Origin of the sequence: Pantoea agglomerans NBRC 102470, assembly GCF_001598475.1 — a bacterium.
Classification (GTDB): Bacteria; Pseudomonadota; Gammaproteobacteria; order Enterobacterales; family Enterobacteriaceae; genus Pantoea; species Pantoea agglomerans.
The window spans coordinates 280,918-298,328 of sequence record NZ_BCZA01000006.1; the positions used below are offsets into that span (position 1 = coordinate 280,918).

General features: G+C 46.0%; 13 protein-coding genes. 8 read left to right on the forward strand and 5 right to left on the reverse strand.

The window, feature by feature from the left end:
- Nucleotides 1-469 precede the first annotated feature (469 nt).
- Both PAG01S_RS13895 and PAG01S_RS13900 read left to right on the forward strand, forming a co-directional pair.
- Nucleotides 470-943: an Lrp/AsnC family transcriptional regulator gene (locus PAG01S_RS13895; RefSeq protein WP_062759113.1), complete on the forward strand. Its 474-nt coding sequence runs from the start codon at nt 470-472 to the stop codon at nt 941-943.
- Between the two features lie 425 nt (nt 944-1,368).
- On the forward strand, nt 1,369-2,952 hold the full coding sequence (locus tag PAG01S_RS13900) for a methyl-accepting chemotaxis protein (RefSeq protein WP_062759114.1): 1,584 nt from the start codon (nt 1,369-1,371) through the stop codon (nt 2,950-2,952).
- A gap of 84 nt (nt 2,953-3,036) precedes the next feature.
- Here PAG01S_RS13900 and PAG01S_RS13905 read toward each other — a convergent pair whose 3' ends face one another.
- Nucleotides 3,037-4,011: a nitrilase family protein gene (locus tag PAG01S_RS13905; RefSeq protein ID WP_062759115.1), complete on the reverse strand. Its 975-nt coding sequence runs from the start codon at nt 4,009-4,011 to the stop codon at nt 3,037-3,039.
- Between the two features lie 100 nt (nt 4,012-4,111).
- On the opposite strand from PAG01S_RS13905, the gene PAG01S_RS13910 reads away from it, so the two are divergent.
- Nucleotides 4,112-4,987: a LysR family transcriptional regulator gene (locus PAG01S_RS13910; protein WP_062759116.1), complete on the forward strand. Its 876-nt coding sequence runs from the start codon at nt 4,112-4,114 to the stop codon at nt 4,985-4,987.
- A gap of 153 nt (nt 4,988-5,140) precedes the next feature.
- Here the strand turns inward: PAG01S_RS13910 and PAG01S_RS13915 are convergent, their stop codons facing one another.
- On the reverse strand, nt 5,141-5,611 hold the full coding sequence (locus PAG01S_RS13915) for a DUF1203 domain-containing protein (RefSeq protein WP_060679003.1): 471 nt from the start codon (nt 5,609-5,611) through the stop codon (nt 5,141-5,143).
- 308 nt (nt 5,612-5,919) lie between these two features.
- Nucleotides 5,920-6,804 carry a LysR family transcriptional regulator gene (locus PAG01S_RS13920; RefSeq protein WP_045140178.1) on the reverse strand — a complete coding sequence of 295 codons (885 nt, stop codon included), beginning with the start codon at nt 6,802-6,804 and terminating at the stop codon, nt 5,920-5,922.
- Between the two features lie 130 nt (nt 6,805-6,934).
- Here PAG01S_RS13920 and PAG01S_RS13925 point away from each other — a divergent pair, with 130 nt between their 5' ends.
- The 3 genes from PAG01S_RS13925 to PAG01S_RS13935 all read left to right on the forward strand — a co-directional run bounded on the left by PAG01S_RS13925 (nt 6,935) and on the right by PAG01S_RS13935 (nt 10,874).
- Complete coding sequence (locus PAG01S_RS13925) at nt 6,935-8,320, forward strand: amidohydrolase family protein (RefSeq protein ID WP_022624681.1); 1,386 nt, start codon at nt 6,935-6,937, stop codon at nt 8,318-8,320.
- Between the two features lie 514 nt (nt 8,321-8,834).
- Nucleotides 8,835-9,815, forward strand: a complete 981-nt coding sequence (locus PAG01S_RS13930; protein WP_062759118.1) for a DUF1852 domain-containing protein — start codon at nt 8,835-8,837, stop codon at nt 9,813-9,815.
- Nucleotides 9,816-9,842: 27 nt separating this feature from the next.
- On the forward strand, nt 9,843-10,874 hold the full coding sequence (locus PAG01S_RS13935; RefSeq protein ID WP_062759120.1) for a methionine synthase: 1,032 nt from the start codon (nt 9,843-9,845) through the stop codon (nt 10,872-10,874).
- A 926-nt stretch (nt 10,875-11,800) separates the two neighbouring features.
- On the opposite strand, the gene PAG01S_RS22260 is transcribed toward PAG01S_RS13935, so the two are convergent.
- Together PAG01S_RS22260 and PAG01S_RS13945 are read right to left on the reverse strand one after the other, a co-directional pair.
- Nucleotides 11,801-12,259 carry a hypothetical protein gene (locus PAG01S_RS22260; protein WP_140417616.1) on the reverse strand — a complete coding sequence of 153 codons (459 nt, stop codon included), beginning with the start codon at nt 12,257-12,259 and terminating at the stop codon, nt 11,801-11,803.
- Between the two features lie 3 nt (nt 12,260-12,262).
- Nucleotides 12,263-13,117: a transcriptional regulator gene (locus tag PAG01S_RS13945; protein WP_062759123.1), complete on the reverse strand. Its 855-nt coding sequence runs from the start codon at nt 13,115-13,117 to the stop codon at nt 12,263-12,265.
- Between the two features lie 446 nt (nt 13,118-13,563).
- Here PAG01S_RS13945 and PAG01S_RS13950 point away from each other — a divergent pair, with 446 nt between their 5' ends.
- Nucleotides 13,564-14,112 (forward strand): hypothetical protein, encoded by a 549-nt coding sequence (locus PAG01S_RS13950; protein WP_062759125.1) that lies wholly within the window; start codon nt 13,564-13,566, stop codon nt 14,110-14,112.
- A 216-nt stretch (nt 14,113-14,328) separates the two neighbouring features.
- Nucleotides 14,329-17,169 (forward strand): autotransporter outer membrane beta-barrel domain-containing protein, encoded by a 2,841-nt coding sequence (locus PAG01S_RS13955; RefSeq protein WP_062759127.1) that lies wholly within the window; start codon nt 14,329-14,331, stop codon nt 17,167-17,169.
- Nucleotides 17,170-17,411: the final 242 nt, after the last annotated feature.

Sequence of the window (17,411 nt, forward strand, 5' to 3'; positions counted from 1 at the left end):
TATTCCTGTTGAAATGCACTTCGGTAAAAGGGAACAGCGTTAGTTGTTCAAAAATGCCTGGTTATGAACGATGGTTGTCATATAAAAAGCTTAATTAAGGGTTAAAGATATGCATCCTTTTTATCAGTTGGTTTAACGTTGAAAGTGGATGTTCGATTATTCCAGGGCGGATGTTGCTGCATTGATTTAACTACGCAGATGACAAGTTTAATTTTCATGTGCGCGCAGTGCTCTATCCGATCCTCTCTTCAAGAGATGATCAGCTCCCTGCATTCTTTAAATTAAATTGAACCATATGCATTAAATCAGGGTTCAGTTTTTCCTTATATTGATTGTAATAACAGGCTGGAAAAGTAAAGATATTATGCAGCATGAAAGCGGAAAATTGTTACCTATATTATTTACTTAACGCCTGTTTTTAGGTAAAAGTAACCCTAAACCGCCTACATAAAGAAAGGAATTTCCCCTTATGACGCTCAGTTCGACAGATATGAAAATTCTCGAAATTTTACAGGACGATGCCCGGGTAACTAACCAGGTGCTGGCGGAGAAGATAAACATTTCAGCATCTCCCTGCTGGCGCAAAGTTCGTAAGCTCGAGGAAGATAAAGTGATTCAGGGCTATCGTGCTGTTCTTGACCGCAAGAAAATTGGGCTGGGAGTAATGGTTTTCATTCGGGTCGTCATTGACAGCCATAGCGAAGCGGAGGCCAGAAAATTTGAAGAGGAAGTGACTGCCCTGGAGGATGTGGTTGCCTGTTATAGCATCGGTGGGGATGCTGACTTTCTGCTACAGGTTGTGGCTTCAGATCTGGACTCCTATGCTGATTTTGCAATGTCAGTGGTACGCAGATTGCCAGGAATTAAAGAAATGCAGAGTATGTTTGTGCTTAAAGAGATCAAACCACTCGTTAGTTATCCTATTAAGAAATCCCCTGAGTAGTCTATCGCTGCCGGGATGCCCAGTGACTGATTATCAATTCCGCATAGAGCGGATTTAATGATCAGGCACGCTACCTGCGTTATTCAGCGCACAAAACTTTTATCCGGCATGATCTTACACAAGTTAATAGTGGCATAGCGTTAGCGAGCGTGCTGACTCTCCTCATTTTTCTGCTTTAACAACACGAGTATTTGTGATGACTTGATTGTTGATAACGACCAATAGTGCCTTTCAAACCGGAGCAGCCAGCAGCTTAAACTTTAATTCATAGCTTATCTTCAGACTCTGTCAGCTTAAAAGAGACGCTTATTTACATGAAATTATGCCATCAATCTTCCTCCAGCCATAAAGTCCATGCTTTACCGTGACGATAACCGTTGTACCGGGATTTGCCGGTGCATTATTGTTTTCACCACGGAAAAAATATGAAACTTAATCATTTTACGATAGGGCAAAGACTCAGTGTGATGGCAGCAGTCCTGCTGCTGGCGACAATGATTGTCGGTTTGAGGGGCATAAACCTGAATGCGCAGGCTTTGCAAAAAAATATTGACATCATGGCAAGCGAAACACGTGTCGCAGAGAGCATTGATACTGCACGTAATGCACAGGTTCAGTTTAAAATTCAGGTACAGGAGTGGAAAAATGCCCTCTTACGCGGCACACAAGGCCAGAGTGTTTATGACAAATACAAAACGGCCTTTCTGACGCAAAGTGACAAAACTCAGGCACTGCTCCATCAACTGCTGATACTGCAACCCGAGCTTGGGATGGATACGGCGCAGGTGAAACAGACGATTGAGCTACACGCCCAGCTCAGACAAAAATACCTCGCTGCGCTGCAAAACTACGACACGCATAACCTCGCCAGTGCCCAACTGGTTGATAGCCAGGTCAATGGCATCGATCGTGAGCCGACCAAAATGATTGATGATGTCGTTCATCATACGCTGGCACATGCTCAAAAACTCAATCAGCAACTGACAGCGCAAAACCTTGCTCAGTACCGTGAAACCCGTATGACCTTATGGATCGCCATGGCCGGTATTTTACTTTCCGGCATAGTGATAACTGTCTGGTTAATCCGCAGCATTACCCATCCATTACGCGAAGCAGTCAATATTGCGCGCACCGTGGCTTCAGGTGATCTGCAGACTGTTATTCGTCCAAACGGACGTGACGAAACCGCAGAGTTAATGACAGCGTTGCGTGAAATGAATAGCAGCCTGACTTCAATCGTCTCTGGTGTACGTACCGGTACAGAAAACATCGCCTCTGCGTCAATTCAAATCGCGCAGGGCAGCCAGGAACTTTCCTCACGTAACGAGGCGCAGGCTGGCGCACTTGAAGAAACTGCTGCCTCCATGGAGGAACTCACTTCGGTGGTGAAAAACAACGCGCAGAACGCATATCATGCCAGCAATATTGCCCAGGATGCCCGCTCCATTGCGGGTCAGGGCGGCAATGTGGTGGAAAAAGTGGTACACACCATGAGCGAGATCCAGCAGTTCTCGAACGAGATTAACCAGATCATTACGGTGATTGACGGTATCGCTTTCCAGACTAATATTCTGGCACTGAATGCTGCGGTCGAAGCGGCGCGTGCGGGCACCGAAGGTCGAGGGTTTGCGGTGGTTGCGGCCGAAGTACGTGCTCTGGCACAGCGCTCTGCAAAAGCGGCAAAGGATGTGCGTATCCTGATCGAACGTTCTGTGAGTTCAATCGGCCAGGGCAATGAACTGGTTCAACACGCGGGGACGACGATGGAGGAAATTATTTTACGTATTCATCAGGTCAGCGAGTTGATTGAAAACGTATCATCGGCCAGTAATGAGCAGAGTGTTGGTATCGATCAGGTTAATCTGGCGGTCACACATATGGACGCGGCCACTCAGCAAAATGCCGCGCTTTCTCAGCAATCCACAGCCGCAGCGCAGGCCTTACAGGCTCAGGCCGAAATGTTGCTTGCCAGTGTCAGCGTCTTTAAAATTAATAGTGCGCTGGTTTAAGCTTTAATGTCAGGGCGAGGTTTTCACGATGCCGCGCCCTGACAATCTTTCTCGCGACTGGATGATTTCAGTCGCCGAGCCTATTTAAGGCGTCTCATCAGAAAATCGGGCGCTAATCGCATCACGTTCGTAGCCCTGCGGTTGTGTCAGAATATGGTATAAATCAGGACGGCGACCATGGATCCAGCGACGTCCGGTACTCATTGCAAGCAGACTCAAATCAAGGTTAGCGCTCACCATAAAATCTTCCGCTGCCCAGGTTTCATTAATGATTCTTCCATAAGGATCCAGGATCATTGCATTACCTGTGCGCACCTCATCATCATCTGCACCTACGCCGTTACTGAAGAGAATAAATAAACCGTTGTCATGCGCACGAGCGGGCAGCCATCTCATCAGCCATTCCCGACCATTTGACCCTTTGAATGCAGCAGTAATTTCCTCCCTTCGCGTTTCCCGCTCCGCCCAGAGCGTCATCGGAATGGGTTTCATCGCATAAGGACTGCGGGAATCGGTACCGCCTGTCTGATGTGGCGCGAGAAGAATATCTGCACCCAGCAATGCCGTTGCACGCACATTTTCTACCAGATTATTGTCCCAGCAAATGAGGATACCTACTTTTACTCCCCAGGGCGTTTCAAAAACGGTAAAGCGGTCACCGCTGCTGATTGACGGATGTTCAAAAGCGTGGAGTTTGCGATGAGTGTGCATTGAGCCGTCCGGCATACAGGCAACATACGCATTATAGAGGCGGCCATCATCGGCTCTTTCGATAAGCCCGGCGCCAATCAGCATTTGATGTTTCATCGCCAGGGAACGAATCAATGTAAGGGAAGGACTCCCCTCGATCGGCTCGGCGAGAGCAGTTACCTCAGCCGAGGTGAGTTTGGGTACATGCCAGTAGCCGGTAATACACATTTCCGGGAATGTGAGGATTTTCACCTGCTCAATCGCTGCCTGTTCAATAAATTTCTCCATTATCAGCAGATTATAATTTTTGTTATTTGCCAGATGCTGAAATTGCACGGTGGCAGCTTTTAAGGATGTAGGGTTGCTCATGGTACTTCTCCGGTAGTAATCGAAACTGAATTACATAACCATTGCTGATAACTGTATAATCAAAACATTTCCGGTTTCGATAACCTTTTGGAATGTAAAAATGAACATCCGCTTGCTTAAGGCCTTTTTGATGCTGGCTGAAAAAAGAAATTATGCTGACGCGGCACGGGCGTTGTTTATTTCGCAACCTGCATTGACCAAGCAGATTAATCTCCTTGAGTCCCTGGTGGAAACGTCACTGTTTACGCGGGGGCGTCATGGAGCCACACTCACGAGCGGTGGCAGATGTCTGCTGCCAGAGGCTGAAAAAGTGGTCAGGCAAACCCGATTATTTATGCATCATGCAGAGCGGGTTTCAAAAGGGATTGAAGGGCATTTAGCCGTGGGGTTCGGTCTCTCAAGTTTTTATCTTGCACCACGCTGTATGGCAGAATTTCGTCGGGAGTGTCCGGGGATAGAGATGTCATTGACAGATCTTCCTTCCTTCCAGCAGTACGAACTTTTGCAAAATGATGAGCTCCAGATCGGTTTTGTCAGAGTTCCGCCTCCTGTAGCGCTGGATTACCTGCCATTGTTTACCGATCGATTGGTTTTGATTGCGCCTGCAAGTTCACCGTCATTGCCTGCTGCTGACTGGCTGAAGAAACGTCCTCTGTTGCGACTTCATGCCGAGCGAGGACGGGGTTTAAATGCGCAAATTGACCGTTTTCTTCATGACAACGCGCTTTTCATATCATCCACTCAATTGAGTGATGATATACAAACTATTGTCGCGCTAGTCATCGCGGGCACGGGTGTTGCCCTTGTGCCATACAGTGTTATGCATATTGCACCGCCGGAGCTGGTTATTATTCCGTTAACAGGTGAGTCAATAAGCTGGAAAGTTGGCATTGCCTGGAACGCGAACCACGAGGATATAATCCGTGATAATTTTATTGCCAGTATAAAAAAGGGTATCGCGCTTCATGACGTCTGACCTTCCAGAAACAGGCACTCCTTTTGCCATATTGGATAGGGAAGGATTACTGACATAATTCTTAGCACCCTCTTCAGAACAGGGTCATGATACGAAAGCGACCCTGGAGGCGAATAATTTCCTGTTGCGGATAGGGCTTCTCAATACAAACCGTCATTCAAAACGTTCTGCACAGCAGGAATAGCATCCCCGTTTCGCATTATGTATCTGGATATAACTAATCTTCGGGTCGGCAAAAAAATGGCCGATGAGATCTTCAGCAAGTTTCCCCTCAGCTATATCCGCCTCTTTTAAAAAATGCTTTCCGTCATAGGCCCTTAATGACAGCGTTCTGCTTAGCAGGACTTCAGGTAATTCATTGATGTAAATGCCTTGCCGGGTGCATCCCTCCCATATATAGATTGCATGAGTACCAAAATAGGGCGTGTCGGCAGGCTGATAGATGTGATTAATCAGGAGGGCGCTTTCTCCAACGGGGATATCGCACAATGAGATTCTGTCGGGATAACCCGGATAGCACTCTACCGTTTGTCGTACTGCATGGTGTTTTTTCAGATATTCATCGCTCTGTCCAAAAAGATGAGCAAATTGCCCGGCGTTCAGGCCGGAAATTTTATATTTCATAGTATCCCTCTCTTTTCATCGTAACACCGCGAATAATGACGTTATCGAATACTGTGAGGAGAAACTCGCCGTTATCGGTCAGGGAAATATCAGTGATGTTGTTAAACGAAATTCAGGAGTCGATGCCGATTGTAGAGAAACAGAGCTGATAAAAATGCGTGCACCTGAGTAGCCCGGCAAACTTAATTTTAGCGGTTTCTGTTTTTGCTCACGGTTTATACCGCTACAGGCAGGGTAGCGGATTGTTAACCGGACATTGACTCGGCCGCTTAAGGCGTGTGCAGCCATGAACTTCAGAATCACCATTATCAGATGATTTCGTCCATCCACTCCGCAAACGCGCGCACGGCGGGAGAGAGAAAACGCTGATGCGGATAGAGCATTGTCACCGGCACTGAGGACGGCTGCCAGTCGGCCAGAACCTCGATCAGCCTGCCTTGCTGAAGATGCTCAGCGATCACATTCTCAGCAAGCTGTGCCAGTCCGAAGCCATCAAGACACATTTTGATATAGAGGCCCGTTTCGTTAACGGCTGCATCTCCATTTACCGGGACGGAGATGCTTTCAGTGCCACGCGTGAAACGCAGTTCATTCGTCCGTCTTCCCGTGCTGGAAAAGTAATGGATCGCCCGATGCTGTGCCAACGCTTCAGGCGTCTCAGGGACACCGTACTCGCTGAGATAGTCTTTAGAGGCGCAGGTCACCCAACGAAACCGGCCAAGCGGACGGGAAACCAGCGTGGAGTCCGTTAATTCCCCGGTTCTGATGACGCAATCTACGCCATCGTGAACAAGATTAACCTGTCGGTCACTGACCCCAATCATCAGGTAAATATCCGGATAGCGCCGGTGAAAATCTTTCAGTTTCGGCATAACGATAAAATGGGCGATCCCGCCAGGCATATCCACCCGCAGCCTTCCCTGGGGGCGCCTGACAGATTCGGTCAGGCTGGATTCGGTGTGTTCAATCAACGACAGGATCTCCCGGCACTGCGCCAGATACTGCAAGCCTTCAGGAGTGAGGCTGACGCGCCTTGTCGTCCGGTTAAGCAGACGCACCTGCAGATATTTCTCCAGTGTTTTAATCGTGCTGGTGACGGTGGAAGCGGGCAGTGACAATGTTTCTGCCGCGCGCACAAAGCTTCCGGCTTCAGCGACCCGCGTAAAAATCTGCATAGCCTGGATTCGGTCCATTCTCTGGCTCCCCGCCGGAGGTGCATTTTATTATTCGAGAATTATGAATGATGAAAACATTTTAAGCATCTTTTTCGGGGTAATGGCGTGGCGTATCGTTTCCCTATTCATCAGGAAAGAGGCAGGTTTAATGACCGACTACATCAGAAATATTGTTAACAAACAGAATGTCACTTCACAGGTAACGTTAATTCGTGGCGCGACGATACTGAGCATTGATGAGCACGTCGGTAACATTGAACGCGGTGATATTCTTATCAACGGTTCAACAATTACCGCCGTAGGCCCGAAACTGGATGCGCCGGATGCGCATGTCATGGATGCGACCAATATGATTGCCATGCCGGGAATGGTCGATTCTCATCGTCACGCATGGGAAGGACAACTGCGCCGAATTAACCCAAATGCTACCTGTCTGGACGACTACAGCGATGCCACGCACTTCTCGTTCGCTAAATATTATCGTCCTGCCGATATCTACGTCGGTAACCTGCTGACGGCGCTGGGTGCTATTGACGCTGGCATCACCACGATGATTGATAATTCGCACAACAGCCGTACCGCAGCGCATTCCGATGCCGCCGTCGAGGCCCTGCTTGATTCCGGTATTCGCGCAATCCATGCCTCCGGCGCACCGGTAGCAGGCGAATGGGATAAAGCGCACTGGCCGGGTAACTGGCAGCGCCTGCAGGAGAAGTATTTCACCAAAAGCCCTGAAAGCCTGGTTACTCTTGCGGTCATGGCCCAGCTGGAGCCAGAGTTGTGGACCGAGGCCCGCAGGCTGGGACTGTCGATTGTCACTGAGTTCTTTGGTGCGGAGATGGGGGCTGAACTTAAATCACTGCATCAGCAGGGGCTGCTGGGTCCGGACAATATTTTTAATCACTGCACAGCGCTGCCTGACGAAGGGTGGAAAATTCTGCGCGAAGCCGGTGTCCGGGTAAACGTCTGCCCGCGCTCTGATTCGCACTATGGTATCGAAAGCGGGATGTTCGCTATGGAGGCCGCGCAGCGCCATGGCATCAACCCGGGCCTGAGCGTTGACAACGAAACCTCATACAGCACCGACATGTTTATGGAGATGCGTGTGGCTTTTTACCTGCAGCGGGTGATGGGCATGCACCAGCAGCAGTGCTGCAATTCTGAACATGCGCTGAAAACGCTTCCGGCGGCACAACTCCTTAAAGCCGCGACTCTTGATGGCGCGGGCTGTGCAGGTCTGCAGGATAAAGTGGGCAGTCTGACGCCAGGCAAACAGGCTGATCTGATTCTGATTAACACCCGCGACCTCAACCTCTACCCGTCCGGCAATGCCTTTGGCACGGTGGTTCATGCCGCAGAGCGTAGCAACATCGACACCGTCATGATCGGCGGACGCATCGTCAAACAGAACGGTAAGGTACTGGGCGTAGACAGAGCGCGACTGCGTACTGCCATTGATAATTCGCGTGAGCACCTGTTTACCGCCTCTGGCTACCAGCCTGACATTTTTGCTGACACCTTCCTGGCGCTGTAGCAGGCAGACTGCTGCCCAGTCTGACCTTGCCAGTGATAGCGGGTCCGGCAGTATTTATGGTGGGGAATACTGATTTTACGCAACCGTGCAGCGTTCCGCGTCGACCGGCAACATCAGCGAAAATCTCCGCCTGAAACTGGCCAGCCTGTTTTACGTACGCTGGCGCACTACGGATAATGTCGCGATTGATTAAGATAGTCTCTGCGTGAGACTCTTACGCTTTGTTTTATCAGGTACAACGCATCCCCCCCTTAGTGCGAGGCTTTTTACACCCGAATTTTACATCAGGTGTTAAAAGGCTCGCTGCCTCATGAAAATTTCCCCGCTTTAATACCTCAACATGAATTTCCTTCATGTTCGTTGAAATTTAATCACTTTTTTTCAACCGGGTGTTGAGGCATAAAGTAAGAATTGTTAATAACTTTGAGTCATATGAATAGTTGTAAAGGGATAGCCACGCTGGATAACCCTTAAAAGCAACAACGCATATCAGCGACCAGGATACCCGATAGCGATGAACAACTTAGCCTTTACCCTCAAGCGCATTCGTTTCGACGAAAACTATAATCCTTCGAAAAATACGCGGGCGACGACTAACTTCGCTAATTTAGCGCGCGGCGAAAAACGTCAGGAAAACCTGCACAACGCCCTGGTGATGATCGACAATCGTTTCAACTCTCTGGCGCACTGGGACAATACAAAGGGCGACCGCTACTCAGTTGAACTTGAGATTATTTCTGCTGAGCTGAATCTTCGTCCCGGAAGCAGCGACGAATCGTTCCCGGCGATTGAGATTTTAAAAACGCATATCGTGGATCATAAAACCGGTGAGCGCACCGAGGGGATTGTCGGCAATAACTTCTCTTCCTATGTGCGTGATTATGATTTCAGCGTTGTTCTGTCAGAACATAACAAAGGTCAGACTGAATTCAGCCTGCCGGATGATTTTGGTCAGCTGCATGGCAATATTTTCAAAAGTTTCGTGAACTCAGCGGTCTATAAAGAGAACTTCAGTAAATCGCCGGTTATCTGCCTGAGTGTATCGAGCAAAAACACCTACGTGCGCACCGGTAATCAGCATCCGGTATTGGGCATTGAATATCAGCAGGATGAACCTTCCCTGACTGACTTCTATTTCGGAAAAATGGGTCTGAAAGTGCGTTTCTTCATGCCGCAGGGCAGTGTTGCGCCGCTGGCTTTCTATTTCCACGGTGACCTGCTCAGCGATTACACCAATCTTGAGCTGATCAGCACCATCAGCACCATGGAAACTTTCCAGAAGATCTATCGCCCTGAAATTTACAACGCGAATTCTGCTGCGGGACAGTGCTATCAACCCACGCTGCAGCATCAGGATTATTCGTTAACCCGGATTGTTTACGATCGCGAAGAACGCAGCCGCCTGGCCGTCGAACAGGGTAAGTTTACTGAGACGCATTTTATTAAGCCGAATCAGACACTTCTCGCGCAATGGTCTGCTGAATTCGTTCTTTGATTAATTAAATATAGAAGGTCACCTGCTATGAAAACCTTATTACCGACATCTACTGCTGGCAGCTTGCCTAAACCCTCCTGGATTGCGCAGCCAGAGGTGCTCTGGTCACCCTGGAAACTGCAGGATGAAGAGTTAGTTGACGGCAAAAGAGATGCGTTGCGTCTGTGTCTGGACGATCAGGTTCGGGCCGGTATTGATATCGTCAGTGATGGCGAGCAGACCCGTCAGCACTTCGTGACGACGTTTATTGAACACCTCAGCGGTGTGGATTTTGAAAAGCGTGAAGTGGTTCGAATCCGTAATCGGTATGATGCGAGCGTCCCGACCGTGGTGGGTGAAGTCTCACGTCAGAAACCCGTATTTGTTGAAGATGCGAAAATCCTGCGTAAGCTGACCGATCGTCCTATTAAGTGGGCGTTGCCGGGTCCGATGACGATGATCGATACCCTTTATGACAATCACTATAAAAGTCGCGAAAAACTGGCCTGGGAATTCGCAAAGATTCTGAATCAGGAAGCCAAAGAATTAGAAGCCGCTGGCGTGGATATTATTCAGTTTGATGAGCCTGCGTTTAACGTCTTTTTCGATGAGGTGAACGACTGGGGCATCGCCGCGTTAGAGCGCGCCATCGAAGGTCTGAAGTGTGAAACCGCGGTTCATATCTGCTACGGCTACGGCATTAAAGCGAATACAGACTGGAAGAAAACTCTGGGTACAGAGTGGCGTCAGTACGAAGAGGTCTTCCCTAAATTACAGCGTTCAGCTATCGATATTGTCTCACTGGAGTGTCAGAACTCGCGGGTTCCGATGGATCTGATCGAGCTGATTCGCGGTAAAAAAGTCATGGTCGGTGCCATCGACGTGGCAACCCATACCATTGAGACACCTGAAGAAGTGGCGAATACGCTGCGCAAAGCGCTGCAGTTTGTGGATGCTGAAAATCTCTATCCTTCAACCAACTGCGGCATGATTCCACTGCCGCGTCAGGTTGCCAATGGCAAGCTGCATGCGTTAAGTGCGGGCGCTGAGATTGTCCGCAGAGAGATTCTGGGGAGATAGTCCTCACTTCTGCACACTACAACAGGCTCAGTCCGGACCGCATCATGCGGCCAGTTTTCGGGAATTTTCCGGACTGATCTCATCCGAATTTGTACTTTCTAAAGCGGTGGTCAAAAGAGTTTTCTGCAAAACGGATTACTATTATCACCATCCGATCCCATCTCTGATCACGAGCATCTTTATATTTATCTGTCATTTCTTAAATACATATCCCTAAAGCGTTTGTGTATCGACACCCTGTTTTCGGTAAATCTTTTCAGAAAATGAAGGCTGCTCATGGAAGACTGGCGCTGTGGCTGTTTCCCCTCTCAGGTCCATTGATTGACGAGCTGCCAGAAAAGAGCCGCAGGCTAGGTGACGTCACCAAATCGAATTTTCAAAATGACCCGCTTTTCCTGATGCGATGCAGGATAGCAGGATATTATTTCAGCAAAGGTTTATCCTCTCATTAAGACTTAAGCAGATATATTCACTACATAGTAATAAACGAATAGCCATCGCCTGACGGTTTTTACTGCTGCACATGATGTTCCCGGTGCCGGAAATGAGTAAACTTGATTTTATATAGCAGTCATACGGTCATACTTTGAACGTTAACTAATACCATCAGTATGGCGCGCTACCGATAATCGGGATAAGCCGACATTCATTTACTTTCTGCAAGGCGTTTACCGTGCTGTCTGCGTCTGATTCCGAGTTTAGATGGGAAAATTAAAGTTTTCCGTTGCAGAAAAAGATGCTGCTCAATAAAAAATTTTATTTATTGAAAGTCGATCAAAATCCCCAACTAATAATAAATCAGCTGAACACGCTTCAAGTAGATTATCATAAAAAGTATAGGCTAACCAGAGTTGGATACTTTTTGGTATTTTAACAATCCACTACTTAGTGAGTAATAATAAGATAATCAGAAAAATATAACTATATTAATGAGAGCATATATAGGTTACAGAACCTCTATCTTTAACAATAACATCACCATCTGGCGATGCATAAAAAGAGAGGTAGTAAGTTGAGTCTTTACTGAGCATTTTTTTAAACGTAATATCTTCTGGCACCGTATCGTTATTTTTCTTAACGGTCTGATCGTAGGTGATAGATTTCACTTTAGCTCCCTGAATTCTATAAGGCATGTCGGAATTAAGGATATATTCTTTATCGCCGTTTATAACGGTTCCACGATATGTTGATAATCCACTTCCATCGCTATAGTTGAAGCCAATGAAGGAGGCGTAAATTCTATATCCATCCGGATATGCCAGGGTTAGCTCAGACGAGCACGTATAAATGAGCCTGGTGCTTTTAAAATATGCATAATTAATGCTCGCCGAGAAAATAACCGATGCACAAACTGACCAAACGAAAACTTTATTTGATTTCAACATTTCTTAGCCCGCCAGATGTTTAATAGTCTCACAGGAGTTTTTTTTCTCATTACGAGAGCAGATGCCAAGTGTATATTCTGCGAGTAGCCCAGAGCGAAGAAAGTTACCCTGAAAATAAATGCTTTTATTGCCGTTTTTGCAATTAATTTTATTTACATCAATAACATGCAAGGCATTATCTCTGAGTTGTGCGATGTCATATCCAGCACTCCTGTTAATAATGTAAATCCGGCAGGCTTGAAAATCGAAAGAATCATAAAGGCTTAGTTTTTGTATGCTGAATTCCTGTACATGCTGAAGGTAAAGGCTCCCCATTCCTATAAGGAGTATGAAAGGCAGGATTAACCAGCGATAATTATGAAAAGTTCTATCAGCTCTGTTTTCCTCCACAAGAACATGCATACCCGGACTTCCATCTGAAATTTTCTCACTCTGTAAATCAGACATAGTGTCTTCAGAGGAATTTAAAGTTGACTCGGAGCCTGAAAGTATCGGGCCAGGCGATCTATTATTTTGGCCGCGATTTAACTCAAATATATCAACATCTGCGACAAGTTTAATGCCTATTTTTGGCACGGTAATAATTATATTCTTGCTGTGGCCAAGAGTGGTAATTGCTTTCCTCAGTTCGCTGACTGCCATGTAAACATTGTTATAAGAAGAGGTATAGCCATAATCCTCCCATACTTTTTGAAGAAGCTCATCACGCGTGGAAATTTCGTTAACATTACGTATCAGCTCATCAAGTAATCGGGAAGCTGCATTCGATATAAGTATGCTATTCCCATCATGTAAAACCAGGCATAACTCATTGGTTGCGGGTATAAACTTTATACTTTTATTCAAAATAAAATACATAAATACTCCTTGTGAATTCACTCAACTCGCTGAAATCACTGATACATATCTTCTGGGACAAGTCAGTCATCCGGGAATGTGCCTCTACAGATGCATTAATACTATCTTTTTCTTATGCTAAAAACACCCCCGGATACTCGAATAATCTTTTAAATATCATTTATGCAGAATATTTGTCTTTATTATTGCCTTTTGGTGAAATAAATACCCAATCAAGCTTAAAAAAGTGAGAATTATCTCACTCAAAGTGCAGAGAAAATGATGCTGAAGATTGTAGTGGAGTAGGGTTAACCAGGACCAAATTTTAAACCCATCCTCTATTCGACTGTTTTCACTATCTGAAATGTATAAGCACGACATAGATATTTAATAAAGGGGAGGTCTCTTCTTCCAATAGAGATTCGGTACAAATTATTAAGCCTGTTAAAAGATAAGGAGCACTCAAAATGGAGTTTATGAATGAATTGATTTTATGGCCAGACTCAAACTTTTACCTTAAAACAGGTCTTTGTGCCCTTGAATCATTATGTATAAATAAAAGCGTCAGGAAAGAGTACTTGTTTGTTGATTTTTCATGTCTCAATATCAGGTGCTTTATTAATGATAAATGGATTATCCTGTTAAAGAAAGCTAAAAGAAAAATAATACTCATCTGTGACAGCGTACTGGAGCCTTTAGCAGAATACTGGAGAATCCGTGAGAGAAAGATTAGCGCTGTGATTTACAGTGATTTTTCTCTGGAAAAAACAATCGGAGTTTTTAATGCGGCTCATTATATTTCACATATTCCTTCAGATAAGAAAATTAACAGATTGGATAAAGTTGAAATAAAATATATTAATCTCTCATTGAAGGGATTAGATCCGATGTGTATTTCTAAAGCACTGTACTTACCAATTAAAAAGGTTTATCAGCTCAAGCCGATGATAAGCCGAAAGTTGGGTAGAGATATAACGAAAGTATTATTCAATCAATGCCCGCCCGTAATTAAGTAGCTCAATAAGTCGCTAATAACTTCATCAGGTGATTACAGCCATGCAAAATTCATTGAAAAGAAAAAAAGCAATATTTTTTATTGTCGCCTCTATGTCTCCCCCTGTTGGGGCAGATGTTATATTCGACGGGGATGTTAATCAAAAAGTAGTAGTGAATCATTTTCATCCTATGAGGGGGACATAATCGTTGGTGATAAAGATACTTCGGGAGACCACATGTTCCCCTCAGGCACTTTGAAAATCGATAATGCATCCGAGGTTTACGGTAGTCAGAGCCTTTATATTGGTAAGGGGGAAGCGTCCAGTGGCAGATTTACTATCAAAGAGGCATGGATAAATGTACAGAACAGTTTCAGAGTTGCTAACGGTAAGGGATCATATGGTGAAATGAACATTCTGGATGGAGCCGGGATTATGGCTTCTGGATCGGGCTCAAGCATTGGCGGCGGGGCTGGCTCTACAGGTATCGTACATGTTGCAGGACTTAACTCAGTATGGAGAATACCTTCGGGAACATTAGTTGTAGGCGAGAATGGAACAGGCAGACTTTATATCAGCCCTGGCAGTGAAGTGACGACACTAACGCTTCGAGTCGCTAATAGAAGTGGTTCTAAAGGCATTATCAATGTCGACGGCGGTGCACTTAAAGTCTGGGGATCTGATTCAATAGGTTATGCCTATGTCGGAGTTAATGGCATAGCTGAGCTGAATGTATTCAATGGGGGAACAGTAACTAATAAATATACGAAAATTGGAGGGGAAGGGGGTGTCGGTATTATTAATGTTTCAGATGCCGGTTCTAGTTTCTTAAGCCACAGGTTTATGACAGTTGGTGCCGAAGATAATGGTACCGGCCTGGTTGCTGTTGAGAATGGCGGAAAGATATTTATTGCATCATACCCTCCTTCGCCTGAAGGAGGATCTCTTATTATTGGAGGTGCTGCTGGTGCAACAGGAAAAGTACATATCACAGGTTTAAATTCGGGGATATATGCTGTAAATGAGAAGACGATTATAGGCAAAGCTGGCAGAGGAAACCTTATCCTTCAAAAGGAAGGAGAATTAGAAAGTGCTGGTATAGTGATTGCTCAGCAGAGTGGTTCAACGGGCGTGTTTGATATTGGTGCTCCTGCAAGGCTATCTGCTGTTTCTGCGGGCAAGCTAAATCCTGATGCTACGATCAGCTTTGGAGAGGGTGAAGGCAGGCTAAATTTTAACCATACTGAAAGTGAATACCTGTTTGCAAATCTCATTCAGGGTAAAGGTACTGTTGAAAATAATAATGGTACGACTGTACTCACAGCACCAAATACGTGGGAGGGTGCTACTAAAATTTCAGGTGGTATTCTGCAGGCGGGCACAGAAAATACCTTCAGCCCTAATGCTACTTACGATGTGGGATCCTCTGGCACATTAAATATCAATGGCTATAACCAAACGATTGGCAGCCTGACAAATGCCGGCAAAGTAATCGTGTCGGCTAATCAGCCTGGAACAACCTTGAAAGTAAATGGCAATTATATTGGCAATAACGGCTTACTCGTTTTCGCTACAACGCTGGGAGGTGATGATTCAATTTCCGATCGGCTCCTTATATCAGGAGATACCACCGGCACTTCCCGCGTTGCTGTAACTAATCTCGGTGGAAACGGAGCGCAAACCCTCAATGGAATCGAACTGATCACTGTAGGCGGCAAGTCATCAGGGGAATTTGTCCAGCAAGGCCGAATCGTTGCTGGAGCATTTGAATATCATCTGACCCGAGGGAAGAACGACGAAACATCAAACTGGTATTTATCTAACTATAAAGATGATGTCGGTGGTAGCGGGTCTGGTGGAGACAACGAAGGAAACGGTATAGATTCAGGTAGCAATGAAGCTGGTAGCGGGTCTGGCGGAGGCAACGAAGGAAACGGTATAGATCCAGGTAACAATGAAGATGGCGTCGGTAGTGCAGGCAGCGGCAGTAACGAAGGTCAAAATGGCGACTCAGATAGCGGAAGCCACGAAGGGAATATCGACGGCGGAGTCACTGAGAGCGGTGAAGACAATGCAGGGATTGATGCTAATAAAATCCAGCTTCGTCGCCCGGAGGGGGGCGTTTATTCAGCCAGTTTGATCGCCGCTGACACTATGTTCCGCTCAAACCTGAGCGACAGGCTTGGGGAAACGGAATATACAGATAACATTACAGGCGAAGATAAAAGCACCAGTCTATGGATTAAAAACAGGGGTAGTCATTCCCGTTATACCGATAAATCAGGACAGCTGAAAACCCGATCCAATAGTTACACGCTATTAATGGGGGGGGATATGGCAAGATCTAATTCAGATAATGGCTCCTCGTTACGCATCGGTGCGCTGGCAGGATATGGCTACAGCCATATACGTTCCGGTTCCATATTGTCAGGTTATAGCGCGCGAGGCATCGTTAAGGGTTACACGCTTGGTCTTTACTCTACCTGGTTCGGTGATGGTTCAAGCGAACATGGTCCTTACCTTGATGCTTTGCTGCAATACAGCTGGTTTAATAACACAATTAATGGTGAAGGACTCAGTGCTGAGAAATATGATTCAAAAGGCCTGAACACCACCTTCGAGACGGGTTATGTAATTGCTATGGGTAACTTAGGTCGACATGAAGAATTGAACTGGTACGTTCAGCCGCTGATCAGTGCTACATGGTCTGGTATTCGTAGCGATACACACCACGAATATAACGGCACAGAAATACGAAGTGATGGAAATGACAATATCACTACCCGGCTGGCATTGAAGTCTTTCCTTAAAGGTCATAGTACTCTGGATGAAGGAAAACAGCGCAATTTTAAGCCATTTGTTGAAACATCATGGATACATAATACAGAATTACGTGGCATCACCATGGATGGCGTTACTGTTAGTCAGGCTGGCACCCGAAATATTGGGGAGCTAAAACTTGGCGTTGAGGGACGAATTGCTCCGGAACTTAACCTGACCGGCTATGTATCACAGCAAATGGGAGGTAAGGGGTATTCTGAGTCGCAGGCTATGTTAGGCCTGAAATATAGTTTTTAAATCAGAAAAGCTCTATTACAGTAATCAGATTGTTGATTCATAGGAACTATACAATCTGATTACTGGTTTCCTGTTCGTATTGGTTATTTTCCTGCACTATCTTTAACACTCCCTATGCCGACTAAAATACTTCTGCAATTTATAGCACAATAATATCTCAGGGTTAAATAAACCCCTGAGTGTTAAATCAAGGAGAATCTACAGCAGGCATAACAAAACCAACCTTTCCCGGAACCGTTCTA

Coding starts and splice junctions, on each gene's coding strand:
- PAG01S_RS13895 (WP_062759113.1), top strand. CDS start 470: ATGACGCTCAGTTCGACAGATATGAAAATTCTCGAAATTTTACAGGAC.
- PAG01S_RS13900 (WP_062759114.1), top strand. CDS start 1,369: ATGAAACTTAATCATTTTACGATAGGGCAAAGACTCAGTGTGATGGCA.
- PAG01S_RS13905 (WP_062759115.1), bottom strand. CDS start 4,011: ATGAGCAACCCTACATCCTTAAAAGCTGCCACCGTGCAATTTCAGCAT.
- PAG01S_RS13910 (WP_062759116.1), top strand. CDS start 4,112: ATGAACATCCGCTTGCTTAAGGCCTTTTTGATGCTGGCTGAAAAAAGA.
- PAG01S_RS13915 (WP_060679003.1), bottom strand. CDS start 5,611: ATGAAATATAAAATTTCCGGCCTGAACGCCGGGCAATTTGCTCATCTT.
- PAG01S_RS13920 (WP_045140178.1), bottom strand. CDS start 6,804: ATGGACCGAATCCAGGCTATGCAGATTTTTACGCGGGTCGCTGAAGCC.
- PAG01S_RS13925 (WP_022624681.1), top strand. CDS start 6,935: ATGACCGACTACATCAGAAATATTGTTAACAAACAGAATGTCACTTCA.
- PAG01S_RS13930 (WP_062759118.1), top strand. CDS start 8,835: ATGAACAACTTAGCCTTTACCCTCAAGCGCATTCGTTTCGACGAAAAC.
- PAG01S_RS13935 (WP_062759120.1), top strand. CDS start 9,843: ATGAAAACCTTATTACCGACATCTACTGCTGGCAGCTTGCCTAAACCC.
- PAG01S_RS22260 (WP_140417616.1), bottom strand. CDS start 12,259: ATGTTGAAATCAAATAAAGTTTTCGTTTGGTCAGTTTGTGCATCGGTT.
- PAG01S_RS13945 (WP_062759123.1), bottom strand. CDS start 13,117: ATGTATTTTATTTTGAATAAAAGTATAAAGTTTATACCCGCAACCAAT.
- PAG01S_RS13950 (WP_062759125.1), top strand. CDS start 13,564: ATGGAGTTTATGAATGAATTGATTTTATGGCCAGACTCAAACTTTTAC.
- PAG01S_RS13955 (WP_062759127.1), top strand. CDS start 14,329: ATGTTCCCCTCAGGCACTTTGAAAATCGATAATGCATCCGAGGTTTAC.